At 60.1% G+C, this 21,506-nt stretch carries 13 protein-coding genes and 3 pseudogenes; 10 read left to right on the top strand and 6 right to left on the bottom strand.

Going from position 1 to position 21,506, the window contains the following annotated elements; translation table 11 throughout:
• The first annotated feature begins 350 nt into the window (after window positions 1-350).
• Window positions 351-1,403, top strand: coding sequence for an L-threonine 3-dehydrogenase (gene tdh, locus AC0L28_RS18600; RefSeq protein WP_473479291.1), 1,053 nt, complete (start codon window positions 351-353; stop codon window positions 1,401-1,403).
• A 220-nt stretch (window positions 1,404-1,623) separates the two neighbouring features.
• Here tdh and AC0L28_RS18595 read toward each other — a convergent pair whose 3' ends face one another.
• Entirely contained in the window at window positions 1,624-2,661 is a 1,038-nt protein-coding gene (locus AC0L28_RS18595; RefSeq protein ID WP_473479288.1) for a cytochrome-c peroxidase, read from the bottom strand.
• A 537-nt stretch (window positions 2,662-3,198) separates the two neighbouring features.
• Between AC0L28_RS18595 and AC0L28_RS18590 the strand changes: the two genes are divergently transcribed.
• Entirely contained in the window at window positions 3,199-3,666 is a 468-nt protein-coding gene (locus AC0L28_RS18590) for a Ros/MucR family transcriptional regulator (protein ID WP_065011147.1), read from the top strand.
• A 201-nt stretch (window positions 3,667-3,867) separates the two neighbouring features.
• Window positions 3,868-5,202, top strand: a complete 1,335-nt coding sequence (gene hemN, locus AC0L28_RS18585; RefSeq protein ID WP_473479570.1) for an oxygen-independent coproporphyrinogen III oxidase — start codon at window positions 3,868-3,870, stop codon at window positions 5,200-5,202.
• A gap of 166 nt (window positions 5,203-5,368) precedes the next feature.
• On the opposite strand, the pseudogene AC0L28_RS18580 reads toward hemN, so the two are convergent.
• The 3 genes and pseudogenes from AC0L28_RS18580 to AC0L28_RS18570 all read right to left on the bottom strand — a co-directional run.
• A pseudogene (locus AC0L28_RS18580) lies at window positions 5,369-5,555 on the bottom strand (SIS domain-containing protein); the annotation flags it as partial.
• A 44-nt stretch (window positions 5,556-5,599) separates the two neighbouring features.
• Complete coding sequence (locus AC0L28_RS18575; RefSeq protein WP_473479285.1) at window positions 5,600-6,433, bottom strand: prephenate dehydratase; 834 nt, start codon at window positions 6,431-6,433, stop codon at window positions 5,600-5,602.
• 218 nt (window positions 6,434-6,651) lie between these two features.
• Complete coding sequence (locus AC0L28_RS18570; RefSeq protein WP_008874821.1) at window positions 6,652-6,864, bottom strand: cold-shock protein; 213 nt, start codon at window positions 6,862-6,864, stop codon at window positions 6,652-6,654.
• Between the two features lie 519 nt (window positions 6,865-7,383).
• Between AC0L28_RS18570 and AC0L28_RS18565 the strand changes: the two genes are divergently transcribed.
• The 6 genes and pseudogenes from AC0L28_RS18565 (at window position 7,384) to AC0L28_RS18540 (ending at window position 16,026) form a co-directional block, all read left to right on the top strand.
• Window positions 7,384-8,949 carry a M16 family metallopeptidase gene (locus tag AC0L28_RS18565; RefSeq protein WP_473479282.1) on the top strand — a complete coding sequence of 522 codons (1,566 nt, stop codon included), beginning with the start codon at window positions 7,384-7,386 and terminating at the stop codon, window positions 8,947-8,949.
• A gap of 4 nt (window positions 8,950-8,953) precedes the next feature.
• Window positions 8,954-10,339: a M16 family metallopeptidase gene (locus AC0L28_RS18560; RefSeq protein ID WP_473479568.1), complete on the top strand. Its 1,386-nt coding sequence runs from the start codon at window positions 8,954-8,956 to the stop codon at window positions 10,337-10,339.
• 282 nt (window positions 10,340-10,621) lie between these two features.
• Window positions 10,622-12,462 (top strand): annotated as a pseudogene (locus AC0L28_RS18555) (type II toxin-antitoxin system HipA family toxin).
• Window positions 12,463-12,822: 360 nt separating this feature from the next.
• Complete coding sequence (locus tag AC0L28_RS18550) at window positions 12,823-14,280, top strand: NAD-dependent succinate-semialdehyde dehydrogenase (protein WP_473479278.1); 1,458 nt, start codon at window positions 12,823-12,825, stop codon at window positions 14,278-14,280.
• A gap of 373 nt (window positions 14,281-14,653) precedes the next feature.
• Entirely contained in the window at window positions 14,654-15,391 is a 738-nt protein-coding gene (locus tag AC0L28_RS18545) for an HAD-IIA family hydrolase (protein WP_473479275.1), read from the top strand.
• A gap of 389 nt (window positions 15,392-15,780) precedes the next feature.
• Complete coding sequence (locus tag AC0L28_RS18540) at window positions 15,781-16,026, top strand: aminotransferase class V-fold PLP-dependent enzyme (RefSeq protein WP_473479565.1); 246 nt, start codon at window positions 15,781-15,783, stop codon at window positions 16,024-16,026.
• A 795-nt stretch (window positions 16,027-16,821) separates the two neighbouring features.
• Here the strand turns inward: AC0L28_RS18540 and AC0L28_RS18535 are convergent.
• On the bottom strand, window positions 16,822-17,337 hold the full coding sequence (locus AC0L28_RS18535; RefSeq protein WP_473479272.1) for a DUF2285 domain-containing protein: 516 nt from the start codon (window positions 17,335-17,337) through the stop codon (window positions 16,822-16,824).
• 115 nt (window positions 17,338-17,452) lie between these two features.
• A pseudogene (locus AC0L28_RS18530) lies at window positions 17,453-17,740 on the bottom strand (transcriptional regulator domain-containing protein); the annotation flags it as partial.
• Window positions 17,741-18,858: 1,118 nt separating this feature from the next.
• Between AC0L28_RS18530 and AC0L28_RS18525 the strand changes: the two are divergent.
• Complete coding sequence (locus AC0L28_RS18525) at window positions 18,859-20,988, top strand: prolyl oligopeptidase family serine peptidase (protein WP_473479270.1); 2,130 nt, start codon at window positions 18,859-18,861, stop codon at window positions 20,986-20,988.
• Window positions 20,989-21,506 lie beyond the last annotated feature (518 nt).

The following is a 21,506-nucleotide window of genomic DNA, read 5'->3' as shown; positions in this document are numbered from 1 at the left end:
GCGGCGAGATCGACCATCGAAAGCATCGGTATCGAGGGAATGCCTCGCATGTGGCGGACATCGACAAAATAGCCATACCGCCCAGCCGCAAGCTGCGACCATTCCTCATCGCTTGAATTGAAGCTTGGCTGCGTTTGGCATGGCGATTGCTCCGCTTCTGCTGAGGTTCGCTGAAAACAGAGTTTTTCAAGCGCACGGGTCGCGGTGAAGTGTTGCGCGACACAAAGGCAGCCGCCAACATTACGATCGATCCAAAGATCTCAGGTGTGCTTCCGAGCCTACCTTTCCGTTGTTTAGGCTACCGGAGGAGCGGCGAGGAGTAGAACCAACCAAGGTGTAAGGAGCATCTGATGTCGAACATGATGAAGGCGCTGGTCAAGGCCAAGGCCGAGCCGGGCATCTGGATGGAAGAGGTGCCGGTGCCGGAAATCGGCCCGAACGACGTTCTGATCAAGATCAAGAAGACCGCGATCTGCGGTACCGACGTCCACATCTACAATTGGGACCAGTGGGCGCAGAAGACCGTGCCGGTGCCGATGGTGACCGGCCACGAATTCGTCGGCACGGTCGCCGACTTCGGCGCGGCGGTCACCGAATACAAGATCGGCCAGCGTGTTTCGGGCGAGGGCCACATCGTCTGCGGCCATTGCCGCAATTGCCGGGCGGGCAGGGGGCATCTGTGCCGCAACACGCTCGGCGTCGGCGTCAACCGGCCCGGCGCCTTCGGTGAATATCTGGCGATCCCGCAGCACAACGTCGTGCCGATCCCCGACGACGTGCCCGACGAGATCGCCGCAATCTTCGATCCGCTGGGCAATGCGGTCCACACCGCACTGTCCTTTGATCTGGTCGGCGAGGACGTGCTGGTCACCGGCGCCGGGCCGATCGGCATCATGGGTGCGCTGGTGGCGCAGTGCGTCGGCGCGCGAAAGGTGGTCATCACCGACATCAACCCGGTGCGGCTGGCGCTGGCGAAAAAACTCGGCGTCCAGCATGCGGTCGACGCGTCGAAGGAAAAGCTGCGCGATATCATGCCGGCGCTCGGCATGACCGAAGGTTTTGACGTCGGCCTCGAAATGTCGGGTGCGGCACCCGCCTTCCGCGACATGATCGACGCCATGAACAATGGCGGCAAGATCGCCATTCTGGGCATCGCGCCGACCGGCTTCGAGATCGACTGGAACAAGGTCATCTTCAAGATGCTGCATCTCAAGGGCATCTATGGCCGCGAGATGTTCGAAACCTGGTACAAGATGATCGCGCTGGTGCAGGGTCCGCTCGATGTCAGCGGCCTGATCACGCACCGCATCGGCATTGATGATTTTCAAGTAGGCTTCGACGCGATGCGCAGCGGCAGCTCGGGCAAGGTGGTGATGGACTGGCAGGGCGACTGGTCGATGTGACTTTGCGGAGGTGCTGACGGGAACGCCACCCTGGCTGCCGTCGATCTCCCCGCGAGGGGCATCGCTGGTGCAAGGCAGTGGCTCCTGCCACCAACGTGCGAACGCTCAATCGTGCCGCGACGTATCACGGCCCAATCGGACGGCTGCGCTTGTGGCCATTCGCCCAGATCGGTCAAGGAATGCTCATTGGCCCCCGACGCGATTGCCTGTTTCCCAATGCCTAGGATCGAGGTCGAGGTGTTGTGGGCGTTTCAGTTGGCAAGATGGGATATGTGATCTCCGGTCGCTTTCCGGTCAGCGAATTAAGGTAGGCAACGATCCGATCGATTTCGATTTGCGCTAGCTCTTCGCCAAGCTGGGTGGTGCCCATGATGGCGACCGCCTCGCTCAGGTCCCAGACCTTGCCCGAATGAAAGTATGGCGCGGTGATTGCTACGTTGCGCAGCGATGGCACGCGGAAAACATAGGAATCCTCTGGTACATTGGTGACGGCAAATCGTCCCTTGTCGTTCTCCGGCAGAATGTCGGCGCTAGGCTTCTCTACGAGGCCGAATGGGTAATAGCCTTCCCCACCAATATTGACACCGGAATGGCAGGACGAGCACCCTTTTTCCATAAAAAGGGCCAGGCCCTGTTTCTCTTCGGGACCGATGGCGGTGTCATCGCCATTGAGGAAGGCGTCGAAGGGGGCCGGCGTGACCAGTGTCGCCTCGTAGTCTGCGAGTGCATTGGCTACGTTTTCGAAGGTGATGGGATCGGCTTCATCCGGGAAAGCTGAATGGAACCACTCCACATATTGCGGCATCGATTTGAACGTCTCGACCACTCGATGCGATGTGTTGGCCATCTCGACACCGGCCTGTATCGGCCCTTTGGCCTGAGCTTTCAGGTCTTCGGCGCGACCGTCCCAGAACTGCGATTTGTTGAAGACGGAGTTAAACACCGTCGGCGCGTTGCGCTGCCCCTTCTGCCAACCATGGCCAATCGAAGTCTCACGATTGTCGTCGCCCCCGGTGGCCAGGTTGTGGCACGAGTTGCAGGAGAAAACGCCTGAGGACGAGAGGCGTGGATCGAAGAACAGTGCCTTGCCGAGGGCAATCTTCTCCGGCGTGCTCCGGTTGTTGGTGAGCGCCGGCGTGAATGGCAAGGGCTCGAAGGTGGCCAGTGCCGTTTCTCTGAGGTCTGGCGGAATTAACTGCGCAGCAAAAGCTGTGGCTGCCACCAGCGCCACAGCCATCGCAGTGAATAGAATTTTCATAAATGGAGTCCTTGCGATGTGCACGGAAACCATTCTCCACATGCGGCCTGCGAACGCCCTGCGCTAGATCAGCGGATCGATGGAATCGTGCCTGCCGACCAAGCCAATTGAGCGGCGGAAACAGTGACTGCGGTGTATTCATCGCCCGACGGCGGATTCCATTGGTGGGCGCGCGCGATCGCTGTTGTTCGCCTGAGGGTTTGGTCGGTTCCGTGGCCTATCGCCACATGCTGCCGCCACGCCAACCTGTTTCGCACGCGCAAGCTTTTCTGCCCCCATCGAGTGCACGGCTCATAGTTTACAAGCGTTCTGCGTCTCCCCTCTGCAATTCAGACGGACGAGATCGGGACTGAATGGCGGATACTGGCGCGGTTATGGACAGCGATCCCGCGCAGATCAGTGTCACGACAGCGTGAAGTGGCGCTATAGACCTCAATGTTGGACGAGCAACGAACAATCCTGTCGTGACATTTGTTGCTTTCGGCGGAGATCACCACTAGAAGCGACGCTCCGCAGACCAATCCCCCGGAGAGTTTCATGCCAGAAGAAGACTTCAAAAACATCGACAACCTCATCCAGCTTACCACAGATGTTGTCTCAGCCTATGTTTCCAACAATCCCGTTCCGGTGGGGGACCTTTCAGCCCTGATCGGCCAAGTGCACGAAGCTTTGAAGGGCACGGCGGCCGGTCGCGTCTCGGCACAAGAGCCGACGGTGTTGACGCCGGCGGTCCCGATCAGAAAATCGGTGACGCCGGACTACATTGTCTCCCTTGAGGATGGGAAGAAATTCAAATCGCTAAAGCGTCATCTGTCGACCCATTACGGGCTGAGCCCTAATGAATACCGCGCCAAATGGGGTCTGCCGGCGGACTATCCCATGGTCGCGCCGAACTACGCGGCTGCGCGCTCTGCCCTGGCTAAGACAATGGGACTCGGCCGCAAACCGAAAGAGCCTGAAGTCTCGGCGCCGGAGAAGCGGTCCAGAAAGAAGGTACCAGCGTGACTTCCTCATCCAGACCCGCTGTGGGGCTGGCGGCTCGATCGGCATGATGTGAGCGAAACATCGAAAGGCGGGATCAAATCCCGCCTTTTCCTTGCACGGTGTGATTACACGGCGCGAAGCGGAATGGAATTGACATAGCGCAGAGACACAGGAGATCGCAGGGGTAAAAGGAGGACAGTTATCAGCTTGGGAGGGAAACTGTTGCAGACTTCTATCCTGAAAAAACATCGCGAGGCTCTCCTGCCTTGGTACACCATCTATCCGACTGTGCCGGAGTTCTCCGCAGCGGTCGGCGCCGAAAGCTATGAGGAATGGCTAAGAGGTCTGCCCGCTGACGATCCGGTGTCGCTCTATCTCCACATTCCGTTCTGCCGATCGATTTGCTGGTATTGCGGCTTTCCGACCACGATTGCCCGCAATCAGGGTCCGATCCTCGACTATGTGGCCGTTCTGCGTGACGAGATCCGTTTGGTCTCGGAGCAAGCGCCGCAGGGGCTGCCCGTGAACGACGTGCATTTCGGCGGTGGAACCCCGACCCTGATCGGGGCAGCGGAGTTCTTGGCCATGATCGAACTCCTGCGCCGCCGCTTCGCGTTCAGGGAGCCCGCTACGATCGCCGTCGAAATTGACCCGCGCACGTTCACGCGCGAGATCGCCGAGGCACTGGGAGCAGCCAATGTGAGCCGCGCGAGTCTCGGGGTGCAGAGTTTTGATCCAATTGTTCAAAAAGCGATCAACCGGGTCCAGAGCGAGGCGCAGACGGCCGCTGCCGTCGAAGAGCTGCGCCGGCATGGAGTAAGCGGCATCAACGTCGATCTCATGTTCGGTCTCCCGAATCAGACGGTAGAGTCCTGCGTCCAGACTGCGGCGGCAACCGCCGCCATGCGTCCCAACCGGCTTGCGGTGTTCGGCTACGCGCATATTCCATCGGTGATCAAGAATCAGCGCCTGATCGAGAAGACTGCGCTGCCGGACAGCGTCGCCCGCGCCGAACAGGCTGCGGCGGTGGCAGATACGCTGGTTGCGGCCGGCTACCGGGAGATCGGCCTCGACCATTTCGCCTTGCCGGACGACGAACTTACGCTGGCGCAGACCCGCGGTCGGCTACGCCGTAACTCGCTGGGTTACTCGTCCGACACCTGCAAAACCGTGATCGGCTTCGGCGCGTCGGCTATCGGGCGGGTCGGCGATGGTTACGTCCAGAACGAGGTGACACACGAGTCCTACAGCCGGCACATAGCAGGTGGCCGTCTGGCAACGTCAAAAGGCTACCGGCTCACAGACGAAGACCGCGTGCGAGCCGCAATCATCGAGCGGCTGATGTGCGATTTGGAGGCCGATGTGCCGGCAATCTGTGCGGCCTATGGATTCGATCCAATCCGCTTTCTCGATTCAACTGAACGCCTGGCGAAGCTGGCCGAGGACGGGGTAGTGGACATCGAAAACGGTCTCATCCGGGTGCGGCAGGAGCATCGCTTCGTGATTCGCGCTGTTGCTGCCGCATTCGATGCTTTTCTCGACCGGGTTGTCCCATAAGCACAGCCAAGCAGTGTGAGGGGCGCCAAAGCGATAAGCTCGTGCCAAACGGCACGCTCGTAAAAATGCCGCAGGCCCCGGTCACGGCGCCCCTGCGCGGATTGAAGTGTTGGACCTTCCCGAATGACGAGCGTGCCGCCCACAACGCGTCACAGTCATACAACGGTCACTGGTTTTGTGAGATGCCCGGCCGGTCGACATCTGTGCCTATGAATACTACCGTTTCGCAGGCAAGAAACTGGCGGGAACGACAAGATCGTCGGCGCGATTATCTCGTCCATGGCTCGCGCATTACGTGTACACCGCATCAAGTTCGATGCGGCAGCCCCTTGTTCGTCAGTGATGAAGATCAACAGTTTTGGGGTTTTGGACGGAAACTAGCCTAGCCTAGCCATAACTAATAGCGACGTGGGTACGATCCGAGAATTCTCAGGCCATCAATCTCCGCCAACGCGGCCAGCGCCGGGTGCGTCAAAACGTGTCCAGCGACATCGATGACATACTGATGGGTGTCTAGCCGCTCGCAGGTCGGACGCTGATAGACATTGAGAACGGCTAAATTGTCCTTCGAGAACCTGTTCAGGACACAACTGAGATTTTGCTCTGAAACGCGGAGGTGAAGTGTTGTCCGGTCAAATCCTGTCGGCGCAGGGGTCCTGCGCCCGAGCACCCACCACCGCGTAACGTTATGCAGCCCTTCTTCAATTCCTGTTCGCAATATCTGCAGATTGTACAGCTTGGCACCAAGCGCAGGACCAAATGCTGCTATCGAGGGAGATTTTTGCTCTGCCACGAAAGATGTCGATCCCCGACGGCTCTCTCGCTCGACATTGGGCATGTTCTCGTCGAGCCACCCGGCCACCTCCTGCAGGGCGACGGGGTGGCCCACCACCTTAGCGATCATCGAGAAACTCGCATCCTTGCTGGCCATGAGGCTGTAGCTCAGGACCTTCGGGTACTCGGCGATGATCGTGGGAGACCTCAAGCTCAAGACTTGGTCGAGGTAGGGAGTGGCTCCGACCAGAGAGGTCGTAGCTGGGACGCATGCAACGTGGACGCAGCCATTCTCATATGCTTCGACCAATCCGTCGCTGAACGGAACGAGTTCAACTTGGTCACCAAAGAGGTCCAGCGAGGCTTGATGGGTCCAGGTCCCCTCAGGGCCAATGTACCCTGCCCTCTTGATCCAGGAGGTGTCGATCGCTGGAGGCTGGCTGAATTGCTCGTTCATTCCCCGGCACGCTCGATCGAGAATGCGATAAACATCTGCTGCAGAAAGTAAGAGGGCTGGGACCCGCCCCTCTTCGCTTGCAACATCGTGTGGCAGTAGAACTTAGCAGCTTGCTACAATCCGCTGCCCAGTCGGCGGGGATCCGTGTTCTTGCCCGCTCCTATGGCTCGGTCAGTGGCACTTCTGCCCGGCTCTTGCCGGGCAGAAGCAGAAAAAGGTCAGCCAGCTTTGCTGAGACTGCCAGCGGATGATTTGCCAGTACGGCGGTCCTGTTCGACCTCGTAGTTGATCTTCTGGCCCTCATTAAGGGTCGAAAGGCCCGCTCGTTCGACAGCGGAAATGTGGACGAAAACGTCCTGACCTCCGTTGTCAGGCTGGATAAAACCGAATCCCTTGGTGCTGTTGAACCACTTCACCGTTCCAGTCGCCATAGCGTATTCCTTTGTAACCATTCAATGTAGGCAGGCCATAAGCCAGGTCCGCTTCATATCCGAGACTTTAGGGCAGCAAAAGCTAAAATAGCAAAAGCCCGGTCAAATCGCTAAAGCGGCTCGCAAGCTCCATCATGACCGCCTGTCGCGGACAGCGTCTCCCGCGCTGGCGCTCCGAATGGCAAACACAAGTTCTGAAACGCTCCGGTAAATCCCAGAACCGCGTCTATCGCTGGTTTGGAGTCCTGTTAGGGACCTGCGATCGGCCGATGTGAGCAAGAGTACGCGGACGACCAGCAACTACGGGCGCGCGCTAACGCCACCATGTTCGCCGCAGTCCTAAGGGTATTTCACCTAGCCACCTCTTTAAGCGGCAAGCGCTCCCCAGTCGGCGGTGTCTGACGTCGGACAATGTCGGAGGTAGGCAACACAGAGTCCGTTGAATCGCATCGCCGAAACGGCTTTCTCATCTGGCACGGTTCCTGCGGGGTCATGCAAAACGCGCAGGAGAGTCGTCCCATGATCCCCACACAGAAAAATGCCGCCCCACCTTGCGCCGACCTACTCAAAACTGACATCCGAGCCGGGCCTGGCAGCATTGTGAGGGCTCGTCTGGACCGGCGCTGCCCACGAATCCACCTTCTCCCAGTGGGGGCGACAGGGACGCAGCACCTTCAAATTGAGGGACAACTCACTTCCCTGCGAACCTTGTCCATCGCCCGGTCACCACAACCGAAGCCACCGTCTGCCTGGCTGCGAGGCGCACTTTTTGCGACCGCGCTGACATTTCTGACGACCGCGCCGTCTCCGGCGGCCGCCGATGACATCAAGGCAGCGAATTTCCTGCTCGACAACGGCATGGAGGTGGTCGTCATACCCGATCACCGCGCGCCCATCGTCACCCATATGGTGTGGTACAAGGTCGGCAGTGCCGACGAGCCTCCGGGCAAATCCGGCATCGCGCATTTCTTCGAGCATCTGATGTTCAAAGGGACGGCCAATCACGGCGCCGGCGCGTTCGACCGCGCCGTCTCCGCCATCGGCGGTTCGAAAAACGCTTTCACCTCTTATGACTACACTGCTTTTTACGAGACGGTGGTGCCGCAGGCGCTCGAGCAGATGATGGATTTCGAGGCCGATCGCATGCGCAACCTCATCCTCAACGACGACGTCATCGCCACCGAGCGCGACGTCATCCGCGAGGAACGCCGCTCGCGCATCGACAACAATCCGCAGGCAGTACTCGGCGAGGAGGTCGACGCCACGCTCTGGCAGAACCAGCCCTATCGCATTCCGGTGATCGGCTGGATGCACGAGATCGAGAAGCTGGACCGCAACGACGCCGTGGCTTTTTATGACAAGTACTGGCCGAACAACGCCGTGATGGTGGTGGCAGGCGACGTCGAGCCCGAGGCCGTGAAGGCGCTGGCCGAGAAGACCTATGGCAAGGTCCCGCGTGGACCAGATCTGCCGCCACGCGAACGCCCGTCTGAGCCGGTGCAGAACACCAGGCGCACATTGACGCTAAGGGATGGCCGCGTTTCGGTCCCCATCTTTTCCAGATATTGGGTGGTGCCGTCCTATCGCACCGCCGAGCCCGGCGAAGCCGAGGCGCTGGACCTGCTGGCACAGATTCTCGCCGGGGGCAACCGCAGCCGGCTGTACCAGGAGCTCGTTGTGAAGCAGGGCATAGCCGCAGCGGCCGACGCTGATTTCGAGGGCACCATGCTGGATGCTGGCAAGTTCAGCATCCGCGGCTGGCCGCGCGGCAAGGCGAAGCTTGCGGATGTCGAGGCCGCAGTCGACGCCGAGATAGCGCGCATCGCCAGGAACGGCATCACCAGCGACGAACTGGAGAAGACGAAAAACCGCTATATCCGCTCGTTCATCTTCGCCCATGACGAGCAGGCCTCCGTCGCTGGCATGTATGGCGCCACGCTTGCCACAGGCGGCAATGTGAAAGACGTCGAGGAATGGCCGGACCGCATCCGCAAGGTCACGGCCGATCAGGTTAAGGCCGTTGCCGCCCGCTACCTCGTGTCCGACCATTCGACCACCGGCTATCTCCTGCCCAAGGAAAATTGATATGATGACGAACCAATTCCGCAGGGCCATTCCACAAGCATTGCCCTCTCCTTTTGGACAAGGCTGGCGCCTCGCCTCCTGGCTGGCTGTCCTTTGCCTTGCTATTTTCTTCCTCACCCTGCCAGCGTGTACTGCCCGTGCTGCGACGAACATCCAGGAGGTGAAATCTGAAAAGGGGATCACCGCCTGGCTGGTGGAAGACCATACGCTGCCGATCGTCACGCTCCACTTTGTCTTCGACGGCGGCACCAGCCAGGACCCGGCCGATAAGGAGGGGCTTGTCAATTTGATGACCGGCTTGTTCGACGAGGGCGCAGGCGATTACGACGGCGACACCTTTCAGGTGCGGCTCGATGATGCCGGCGCTGAGATGAGCTTCCACGCGCGGCCTGACGGCATCTATGGCTCGGTGCGCATGCTTTCCCAGCGCCAGGACGCCGCTTTCGATCTCATCAGGCTCGCGTTGAACAGGCCCCGCTTCGATCAGGAACCCTTTGACCGAACCCGCGCTCAGCTTCTCTCCGGCATCATCGCCAACGAGCGCGAACCTCACGCGATCGGCAGGGATGCATGGCGGCGCAGGCTCTACGGCGCGCATCCGTATTCGAGGCCGCCCGAGGGCACCAAGGAAAGCCTGGCCCGCATAACGCCCGCCGATCTAAGCGCCTTCCACAAGGCCGCTTTCGCCCGCGACGGGCTGCACGTGGCGGTCGTCGGCGACATAGATGCCAAAGCCCTGAGTGCAAGGCTCGACCAGTTGTTCGGCGATTTGCCTCAGAAGCAGGCGCTCGCCCCAGTACCTGATGTCACCCCGAAGCTCGGCTGGTGGACGTCGGTCGCATACGCCCTGCCCCAGACTTCGCTCCAGCTGGCTTTTCCTGGCATCGGACGAAGCGACCCGGAATTCTATGCCGCGCAGCTGATAAACGATATACTCGGAGGCTCGCCATTTACCTCCCGTCTGTTCCAGGAAGTGCGCGAAAAGCGCGGCCTTGCCTACGGTGTCTCCTCTAGCTTGGAAGGCTATCAGCATTCCAACACGCTTGTCGTGACCACGTCGACGCGCGCCGACAGGGCGGCGGAGACACTCGACCTGATTAGACAAGTAATCAAGGAGCTGGTGGACACCGGGCCAACAGCGGCCGAGCTCGAAGCGAGCAAAAAGTATCTGATCGGGGCCTATGCTATCAGCAATCTTGGCTCCTCCAGGGCGATCTCAGCCACGCTTCTCAGGCTGCAGCTCGACAAGCGCGGCATAGACTACATCCAGCACCGCCCGGCCCTCATCGAGCAGGTGACGCTCGACCAGGTCAGGGCGGCGGCGAAGAAACTGCTGTCGGCCGAGCCCGCCATTATGGGCGTCGGCCCGCGGCTACCTGGTGTCCCGTGACAGCGAATAATCCTGCGCTCTAAGAATACTTGCTGAAGGACTCCGCCCACATACGTTTGGCTGATTCGACTATGGTGCGGCAGAATGAACGCCTTGATTTCTGCCTGCTCGCCCTCGCAGATCGGGTTCTCGCCCGGCGGTTCGATTGCCGAGCCGGAGAACGCCCGACGTTCAGAGAAGGTATTAACTTTCGCGTATTTGAAATACGGGAAAGTTAAATTCTCTTACTCTGGAGCTCAGTATGCTAACTTTCCCGTATTTCACATACGAGAAAGTTAGAAAATGGCTCTTCACCTCGTCGGGGAAAACATCGATAAAACCCGCAGCCACTATCAGGCTGAAACGGGCAAGCTCGTTCAGCTAAGGCGCGGCATCTATGTCGATGCCGGGGAGGATATCGAGGCCACGATACTCAAGCACGCCGTCCGCATCGCCAAATACCTGTATCCCAACGCTTACCTCTCGGCCGCGAGCGCTGTCCTTCTCGGCCCGACCCGCGATGGCCGCCTGTTCCTGAGCGGGCGACGAATACAACGCACGCGCTTGCGCTCGCTGGAAATCATTCAGAACGCAGCTCCCGACCACCCATCAGTCGCTCAAGCGAATATCGATGATGGCATGGGAGAATTCCGGATCGACGTCTCCTCGATGCGCCAGCGCTTCCTCGAAGCTTTCCGCCTGCGCAGCGAACACGCGGGATCCATCGATGAGACGATGCGCGAGGCAATTGCGAACCGCCTCATAGAAGAATACGGCAGCGCCCAGGGCGCTGCCGACGCGACATGGGCGCTCGCCCACGAAAACCAGTGGTATCGCGAAGGCGAGCACGCCGAGCGCTTCCTCCTCCGCCGTCCAGTGACCGCAGAGCCTGCGCGCAATGAAGCCGCGTTCGATCTGATCGTAGCGTGGCACGGCGCTCCGCTCGGCAATCTCACACATGATGGTTTTGAGTGGCGCTGGAATCCAGATGATCAGGATGGCCCGCCACTTGTTCGCCAGACCACGCCGGGCAAGCTCCCTCCTTTCATTCTGTCGCTGCTGCCTGAAGGCTGGCTTGAGTCGGTGTTGAATGACCGCGACGAGCGCGCGACGCTGCGCTCGGGCAAACGCTATATGTCCAACATTACCATCGTCGAGCGTGCGAGCGATCTCTCCGCCCTGCCGCCCGACGTCCTGCTAACCCGGCTCGATGGCTTCACTAGAAATTCTATCTTCACTGGCCAGTATGCAGGGCCGGGTCGCGGCGATCTGGAGCAGAGCTTCGAGCGCAATCTGGCGGAGATTTTCGAGCGTACCGATACGCCGCGTTTATCAGGCGTTCAGATCAAAGCGCCGATGTTCCTCGATACCGACGGTACTCTCTCCCCCAGTACCGGCAAACCGTTCACCCACATCCTCAAGCCTGCCGGTACAGGTGGATTTGAGGCCCTGCCGGTTATCGAATGGCAGTCGCTCGCTTTGGGCAGCGCGGCCGGTTTCACGACGCCCGCGACGGCGCTCGTCTCGATGCCTGACAGGATGCCTCCGGCGCTCCTCGTGGAGCGGTTCGACATCAGAACGAGCCTTGACGACAAGCATCTTTTGGCGCTTGAGGATTTTTGCTCGGTGCTCGGTGTGCCCACGGAAGCAAAAATACGGCGGCACAATGGAGCGCATCGCGCGGGCACTAAGGCCGCTATCGACCTCTCCCGAAGAAGACCCTGCTTGTCCTCAAGCGATCCTTATTCGCCTGGCTGATCGCAGATGGCGACATGCACCTGAAGAACATGGCACTGCTGAAAATCGCAGAGCCCAGCAGCGCGCAGTTCAGCTCAGTCCGCATGGCTCCGCTCTACGACGCGGTCACGACTCGCGTGTTTCCACATCTCGAAAAAGACCGGATGGCCCTCAAGCTGAACGACAAGGACGATCGTCTGCGGCGCGCCGACTTCAAGGCTTTCGCGAGCACGGCTGGCCTCAAGGCAGCCGATGCGGATACCAGCATCGACGATCTTGTTGCAGCCCTCTCACGCGCTCTCAACCACCTCGAATTGCCGCCGCCTCTATCAGACGGCTCTCAAGGCGGGAAGATGGCGGAGCAAATGCGCGCGATTGTCCACGAACGCATCGATGGGTTTGCGTAGATGATAATCTAACTGGTATGCCGGTTTCCAAGGACCGCACTTCCCAGCGTGGTAGACGAGACCTCCCGGACAAAGCTTGGCAAGGGCTCAAAAGTTCCGGCTAGTGATAGATGCTCAGTGGAGGGGCCGTACTAGGGGCCCCAGCCGATGTCCATTGTTCAGTTTGCACATGGTGAGAACCGCAAGCCATCGACCAGAAGAGTTCAAGAATTCTCCCTCTCAAGTTGAGTGGAATGGTCTACCAAGCGTCTGGCCGAGGCCCTATAAGGAACCCGCAGGTGCGGAGTACACGCCGGCGCCCTGTCGACATACATATCCGCCGCGTTTGAGAGGAATCCGGTATTGCCCCTGTGCCTGCCGATGATCCGCCACCTGAAATCCCCGGATCTGTTTGGCGCCCTCGATCGCCTGCCGGCGCTCGGCACGCCGGTTAGCGAGCGGACATTCGAGGTCCTCAACCCGTCGAGCGGCGAAGTGCTGGCAGTACTTCCCGACATGGGTGTGGAGGAGACACGCGCTGCGATCGACAAGGCCTACGTAGCGCAGCCTGGATGGGCGGGGCTGACCACCCGAGAACGCAGTGACGTTCTGTGGCGATGGCATGAGCTGATCATTGACCACGCCGGTGATCTTGCAGCGATACTCACTGCAGAGATGGGCAAGCCGTTTGCCGAAGCCAAGTCGGAGGTGTCGCATGCGGCCGCGTATCTGCAATGGTACGCCGAAGAAGCCAATCGCATCTATGGCGAGACGATCCCCGCACCATCGACAGACCGTCGGATGCTGGTGATCAAGCAGCCCATCGGTGTGGTCGGCACGATTACGCCGTGGAATTTCCCAGCCTCGATGGTGGCGCGCAAGATCTCGCCGGCCCTGGCGGCGGGCTGCGCGATCGTGCTCAAACCTGCTGAACAGACGCCGCTCGTGGCAGGCGCAATGTTCGCCCTCGCGCACCAAGCCGGCTTTCCCTCCGGTGTCGTCAACCTGATCTATGCGTCCGAAGGTGCTGACGTTGGACGCGAACTCTGCTCCAATCCTAAGGTCCGAAAGATCAGCTTTACAGGCTCGACCGAGGTTGGCCGGCTGCTGATGCGCCAGTGCTCGGACCAGATCAAGAAGGTCAGCCTCGAGCTCGGCGGCAATGCGCCTTTCATCGTCTTCGACGACGCTGATATCGACGCTGCGGTTGACGGCGCGATCCAGGCGAAGTTCCGCAACGCCGGCCAGACTTGCGTTTCAGCGAACCGCCTTTACGTCCAATCGAGCGTTCACGATGAGTTCGTCGAGAAGTTCGTGGAGAAAATCCGGTACTTGTCGGTTGGCGACGGCTTCGCCCCCGGAGTGGACGTCGGACCGCTCATCGACTTGCATGCTTTGGCCAAGATCGAGTCCCACATCGCAGATGCCGTTGCCAAGGGTGGGACAATTCGATGCGGGGCCGAACGTATTGGCAAGGATGGCACCTTCTTCAAGCCCACAGTCCTCACTGAAATCTCCAGCATCATGGCGGTTGCGCAAGAGGAGACTTTCGGGCCGCTGGCGCCGATCATTCGCTTCCACGAGGCGGATCAGGTTGTGCGTGAGGCCAACGACACGATCTACGGCCTAGCCGCCTATTTCTATGCCTCGAACCTGAAGCGTGTCTGGCGCGTGGCCGAGGCATTGGAATATGGCATGGTTGGCATCAACACGGGGCGTATGTCTTCGGAAGCGGCGCCCTTTGGCGGGATGAAGCAGTCCGGCATCGGGCGGGAGGGTTCCCGCCACGGGCTCGAAGACTACCTCGAAATGAAATATCTCTGCATAGGCGGAATCTGATCTCTATGTGGATGGACACCTCAGGCGCAGAATGAACCAAAGGGATGATCGAGCGCTTTGGCGAACCTTCTTGCGGCTGATTCGGGTCGTCTATCGCGATCCGGCCTGCGCGCCTTACGTGTGCATCTAAGCGCCCAGCTACGTTGAACCGCCTCTACGGCGACGAGCCAAGGCGCCGGTACCGGACGGTACGTTGCTCATCCTATCTAACCGCGGCAAGTTTACGCCGCAACCTCCTTATTGCCGCACAAGCAATTGAGCGCCCTTCGCGCATCGCTCTGAATCGCTAGAGTCGCCGGCGTGCTCGCCTGGAGAATATACAGTAGACGTACCCAGGCCGCGCATCCACAGAGACATTGAAGGGTGAGATCCAATGATTATAGCGCATCTGCTCGACATGGACGGGGTCCTGGTCCGCGGCGGCCAACCGATTGCTGGCTCGGTCGACTATGTCGCCGGGTTAGTCGCCAAGGGTGAGCCGTTTCAGATCTTCACCAATAACTCGCGCTTCACGCCCGAAGATCATGCCGAGCGTCTAAGAGCGGTTGGCTTCGCCGTGCAGCCAGAACACATCTACACATCGGCGCTCGCCACTGCGCGGTTCGTGGAACTGCAAAAGCTCGGATCATCTGCTTATGTCATCGGCGACCACGGTCTGGTCGAGGCCCTGCGGCAGGCAGGCTGCCGGATAACGGAGTTTGCCCCCGAGTTCGTGGTCCTCGGAGACACCACTTCGTACCACTACGAGCAGATCGCAACTGGCGCCGAGCTTGTGGCGAAGGGCGCGCGCTTTCTCGCCACCAATCCGGATGCGACTGGCCCGACCGAGCGGGGCTCCCATCCGGCATGCGGTGCAGTCGCAGCACTAATCGAGAAGGCCACCGGCCGTCAGCCCTATTTCGTCGGGAAGCCGAACCCGTTCATGATGCGCAACGCGCTCGACCGGCTAGGAGTGCGAGCTGGCGATACCATCATGGTCGGTGACCGCATGGACACCGACGTGCTCGCCGGGCTGGAATCGGGCCTGAGGACAGCCCTTGTGCTTACTGGGGTGACCAAACTGGCTGACATAGAGCGGTTTCCATTCAGACCGGACCACGTGGTCGAGTGACTTGCCGATCTGGGCCAGATCATCGTGAACCAATAAGCCGAACGCACCCCTACACGAAGACCGAACGCTCCCTCTACGTTCCCAATGGCGGCCGTCAACCTGGGCAATTATCTGGAGGAACAGCTGGCCGCATCCAGAAAATAACTGATAAGCGCGACAACTTAGTCGAAGTACACCCATGCAGCCCAATGCAGGCCGGTCTTGACCTCTAAGAAGCAAAAGTCGACCGAAGAGTCTCGCGCGCCGAAGTAGGCTACGTCCAGCGAATGGGTCAGGTTGGATCGAGCCAGATGCGTTCGCTGCGACACTCACGTCCGACACCGCCTTCGTTTCTGTCATGGCTGCGAACAACGAGACGGGTGTCGTTCAACCCATTGGAGTTTTGACCGATATCGTCGCCGCCTCGCTCCAGCCTCGCTCCGGAGGCGATCCTACACGTGGGCGCCACGCAGGTTGTTGGTCGTATACCCATCGATCTGACAGACGAGTTCGTCGAAGTCGATCTGCTCTCCCTATCGGCGCATAAATTCCAAGGCCCGAAACCAGCGCGTTGTACATTAGGGAGGGGTTGCGCCTCGAAGCAGCCGCCTGACTGGCCGTTGCCGCGAAACAGGCGGCTCGGCGGCTGCGTGTAGCGAGTGGCATCGACGCACTTCGAAACAACTTTGAACGGGAGTTGCAATCCGCCTGCCGCAAGTACGTATTAATAGGATTCAAGCTCCGCGCCTTCCAAATACGTGCTCTTGACCATCCCGTGGTGTGAGGCCGATGCGATTGTCGAGCGCCTGGCGATGCGCGGAATCTGTCTCTCTACAGGTTCCGCCTGCCGCGCTGGCTCCAGCGCTCCGTCGCATGTGCTGACGACGATGGGGATCAGCTATGAAGATGCTAAGTCTACGCTGCGAGTGAGCCTTTCCTCCAAAGGCGGATCTCGAGTTGGCAATGGCCGAAATAGTCGCTGCCGTGAATACGGAGCCATAACGACCGCGCTCGAAGTCTGACAATTCTTCAGCACCAATTCGCATAGCCGGACGCGAAACATTGCGCCTCTAATTTGAAGTTCTGAACGCGAGTACATCTGAATTACGGATGCCCGGCAGGAGACTGAGGTCGCTGCCGGGCCGGGTACGCCTTGGGAGGTGGCGTAATTCAGCGACTCTCGTGGAGGTGGGAACCACTAAGTCCGCGTGTTTTGCTGAATAGCGTGCATGTACCGTGCCAGGTCAAAAAGCGCTTAAAAACACCCGAGAGTCAGGTTCCTGTACCTTGCGTACCCGACATTGTCGGCTATCGGACAATACGAACGTGCCTCTTGGCATCGACGATGCCTCAACCAGAGCGCGCTCGAAGGCCGTTCGCTGCCATGTCGAGCGGCCAATCGGTGGTGACGGGTTTTACGCCGGCTGACGCACAGGGCGGACTGTCACTTTTCAAGCGAGGAAATCTCTGTACCCTCCATTCATGAGGGCGCGGCCACGCGAGACGGCGCGGCGAATGCGGTCGCGCAGATGATCGCGAGGATCCCTCCAGTCGGCATGGACGCGCCGTTGACCAACCAGCGCTTCGGCGAGCTCACGATGTGACGCCCCAGCAAGTGAGCCGTCGAGCGCACGAAGAACGAAGGTCAAGCGCGGACCGCGTCTTTCCGGCGGAAACAAGCGGGCGGGCAGGTGTTGACCCTTACTTAGAGAATTGAGGCACTCGAGCGCCCTCAGACGGGGCTTCGAAAGCATCGCGGGCCAGATCGCCTCGGTGTGGAGGGAAACAGGGTGCAGGATATCCGCGCCAGAGACGGCGAGCTGGAGCGTATACTCTGTATCGCGAAGAAGAACATGCTGGCGCTTGTCGGGCGCCAGCAGGACCGCCGCACGACATCGCAACGCCGAGAGCTCGAACGACGATGTCACCCACGATGCTGACAGCTGTTCTGCAATGACTGGCAGCACATGGACGCACCAGAGCGGTGACCAGAATACGACCGAATTTCGCCCATAAGAGTCGGCGAAACAGGACACCCCAGTGTGACAGGTCGCCGGCGAGCGCGACGACGTCGAGAAAGGGTCGGTAGGACAAAGTATTTGCCTGCTGGCTTGGAGCGGTCACCTCCCGCTGGAATGCTGGATTGCGGCGCAAGAACTCCCAGGCCCATTCGCGCGGCGTCAGACCAGCGGTGTAATCGTACGATCTTTCATCGCGCCAATCAGCCTCATCCGCGCCAGTCACGAGAACTGTAGGCACGACCGTGCCCCCCTGCCCGCCCCCACGGATGTCGAAACACCGTGCCACTTGGCAAAGCACAGGCAAAGGCACCAGAGGTCGATGGCGCGATTTCGTCGAAGCGTGTGCCATCGGCACTGTAGAGGGCAGAAGACGCGCGCAAATAGCGACCAGACCGTCGAACCCGCGCAGCGACAGCCAGCGCGGCCTGAGCACGCCAAGGGAGTCGGTTTGATGGCGGTGATCGGCTCCTGCATCGCGTTCCAGACATTCCTTGCAGGCGCATTAGCGTGGCGGTGGATTGCACACTGATTGTGGATAGGTTGTCGTAGCGCGAGCGCTATAAGCTCAGTCATCGGAGGTCTCCTGGGGGAATTTCCGCCATTGGAGGCCAAGTTCCGCGCTATGGCAGCCTGTATAGTTGTACAGGTTAAGCCGACAGCTCAGTGGACCGCAAAACGAACCGGCGAGGCGCGCAGATCGCTTTTTGCCGGTGCTCACGCCGAGCTTTCTTTGCGGACGGTATGGAGATCGAGCGCGGCCGGGGCTCACTAGCGCCTGCTGCAGCTGATTCTTCCAAGCAGACTTGCCCCGCACTGCCCTGTTGCCGCGGCACACCAATGCGTAGCGTCAGGTAGACATCGTCGACCATTAGGCGTCTCGTTGAGATACTACGCCGAGCCCGAGCTCCCCCAATCCTAAACCCTCATATCGGACGGCGGCCCGACATCAGCCCAGGTTGCCATAGGGACGAGTCCCATGCGTTCGCCCGAATGCAGCTTGGTGACTTGATCGACAGACTTCAAGAATGCAATCAAGGGAACGGTGCAGGCCAAGATTGCGGCAGGGCTTGGGCACCATCAGGTCGCCCAAGCGGCGCCCAGCCCTTTCCTCGAATCTCCGGTTTTTTGCCGCTGGACCACAGCCCAGCCACTCCTGCTTGAGTGCTGCACGGTGTCACCGCTCGCGCCGGAGGTTGATCCGGTGATTACGGGGTACGCTCGTTGTCGCATTCGCGACGATGTCTGACATCTGACACAGCGCTGCCAGAGCGATCCCATTGTTCCGTAAGGGATTTCCCAGTTGGCACGACGGTTGCGGTCCTATGCGCAAAAGCACTGCGACGCCGCACCGACTGGGAAGAACTCATCCATGATCACGCTTTTCGAACATGCGGGCGACGCCGCAAACATTGATCCTTCTCGAGCAGGCGAGAGCCATTGCGCCTTCATTCCTCAGGTCTTTCGCACATGAGCGAATTCGATTTCCGCCCAACGCTGAATGCGCCCGACGATGACCCTCATCTTTGGCTTGAAGATGTAGAAGGCGAACCGGCACTTGCGTGGACCGCCAGCCAGTCGGCAAAGACCCTGAAGCACTTCGCGGGAACGCAGTTCGAGCGCGATCGGGCGGCCCTGACAGCGATTTTCGACCGTCCTGACAAGATTCCCACCATCTGGCGCCGTGGTCAGTACCTCTACAATTTCTGGCAAGATGCCGGAAATCCGCGCGGACAGTGGCGCCGGACCACCCTTGCCGCCTACATGAAGGCGGATCCCCAATGGGAGCTACTGGTCGATCTGGACGCCCTCGCGGCTAGCGACGGAGAAGACTGGGTCTGGGGCGGCGCGTCGATCGAGCCGGAGACGCGCGAAAGAGCCGTCTTGCGCCTGTCGCGCGGCGGCAGCGACGCGGTCGTGCATCGCGAATTCGACCTGAGCTCTCTGAGCTTTGTCGCCGACGGTTTCAATCTCCCCGAGGCCAAGGGTGACATTGATTGGCTCGACCCCAACACGCTTCTGCTTTCCAGTGCGCTTGGTCATGGCATGGCCACCCGCTCCGGTTACGCGCGCACCGTGCGACTGTGGAAGCGTGGCGCGGATCCCCTCACCGCGCCGGTAATCTTCGAGACCGGTTCCGAAACCCTGGGTGTGTCTGGCCATCTGGACCGTACCGCCGAGAGCGAGCGCGTGTGGTTCATCGAGCAGCTGGCCTACTTCGAGAAGATAGTCCGCATTGGCGATGATAGCGGGCCGAAGATTGAGATCGACCTTCCTAAGGACGCCTGGTGGGGTAACTTCGGCGATTGGCTGGCGGTAAAGCCGCGCACAGCATGGACGGTTGCCGGGACGACCTATCACGCCGACGCGCTGATCGGCATCTCGCTTTCCTCTTTCCTGGCCGGCGAACGCCGTTTCAGTACCCTGTTTGAACCGGACGAGAGGCGCTGTCTGCAGTCATTCTTCTGGAATGACGGGAAGCTCATTATCGCCTACCTGGCGAACCTCGTTCCGAGATTCGAGGTGTTCACGCCGGGCCCGCAGGAATGGACGCGCCGAGCCCTGGACACCGTTCCCGTGCAAGGGACTGTTCACCTCTGGTCACTCGATGCCGCAGATCACGAGACCAATGGGGAGGTTCTGGTCGGGGCTCATGATCCAATCACCCCGCCGCAGCTTTTCCTATTCGATCTCAATGCCGCGCCGCCTGTCAGCGCTTCAGTAATCCTGAAGCGCAGCCCGGAGAATTTCGACGCATCCGGCCTGGTGGTCACGCGCCACGAGGCAGTATCGATCGATGGTGAGATGATTCCCTATACACAGGTCGGTCCGGCGGATGGGAACGGGGATGCCCCGGTTCATCTCAGCGCCTATGGCGGGTTCGGCATATCGCTCCTGCCCTCCTACAACTCCTCGCTCGGCAAGCTGTGGCTCGAGCGCGGCGGCACGTGTGTGGTGGCGAACATCCGCGGGGGCGGCGAGTTCGGCACCCGGTGGCACGATGCCGGGCGGAGGGAGGGCAAGCGTCTCGCCCATGACGATTTCGCCGCCGTTGCCGCCGACCTCGTGCGAAGGGGCATTACGCTGCCGAGGCGGATTGCCGCCGAGGGCGGCTCAAATGGCGGCCTGCTGATCGCCAACATGCTTACCCGCTATCCTGAGCATTTCGGCGCGCTGTTCTGCACGGTTCCGCTTATCGATATGCGCCGCTACACCAAGCTCCTGGCGGGCGCGAGCTGGATCGACGAATATGGCGATCCCGACAAGGCTGACGATTGGGTTTTCTTGAGGGAAATCTCCGCCTATCACGCCGCGACACCCGGACAGCCCTATCCGCCGATCCTGCTCGCGACCACGAAGCGGGACGACCGCGTCCATCCGGGCCACGCGCGCAAGATGGCGGCAAAGCTGCAGGCCCTTGGCTATCCCGCGTTCTTCTACGAGCCCGGCGCGGGCGGCCACGGCTCCGGCAAGGACAATCGGGAGCGCGCTGCATTCAGTAGTCTTGGCATCAACTTCCTTCGCAGCGCGATCGGCTGGCACGCCGATAGCTTTCATAGACGACCGGGAGCTCGAGAAAGGCGGGCATCGAATGAGTGAGTAGAGGTCGAGGACTGCGACAAGGTGCAAATAATGCGAGCACGGTTTGCACAAACGCGCCCCGCACGCTGTCGATATCAATCAATACTGCAGGACTATTGCAGTCTACCATTTCTGAAGAGCAAGGAGAAATATCATGGCAACAAAGCGAGTGAAGGTGGCGCGGGGAGTAACAGCGGCCGTCGTCTTGATGCTGCTGGCACAGCCGGCTATCGCGATTCCAAAAGCCCCCTCCGCGTCTCCGCCTCCCCCTCCGCCTCCCCCTTACCCGTGCCCGTCTACGACACCAATCTAAGAGCCAAGCTCTGGGCAGTTCCGCCTGCGCCGCCTCGGGGTCATATTCGGGCTACGTTAATACGGTGCCTTCCCGCTTACTTCTATGGGACCAGCGCAGGCGGGCACAGCTACGGCAAGGACAATCCGAGCGGGCCGCATTCATTGCCTTGGGCGACGATTTCCTTGGCAGCGCGATCGGCTAGCACGCCGATAGCGTTCATTGGCGACCGGCAGGTCAACAA

The organism is Mesorhizobium sp. WSM4847 (assembly GCF_055811335.1).
Note: the sequence above shows the minus strand (reverse complement) of the source record. Positions and strands in the feature narration are given on the sequence as shown.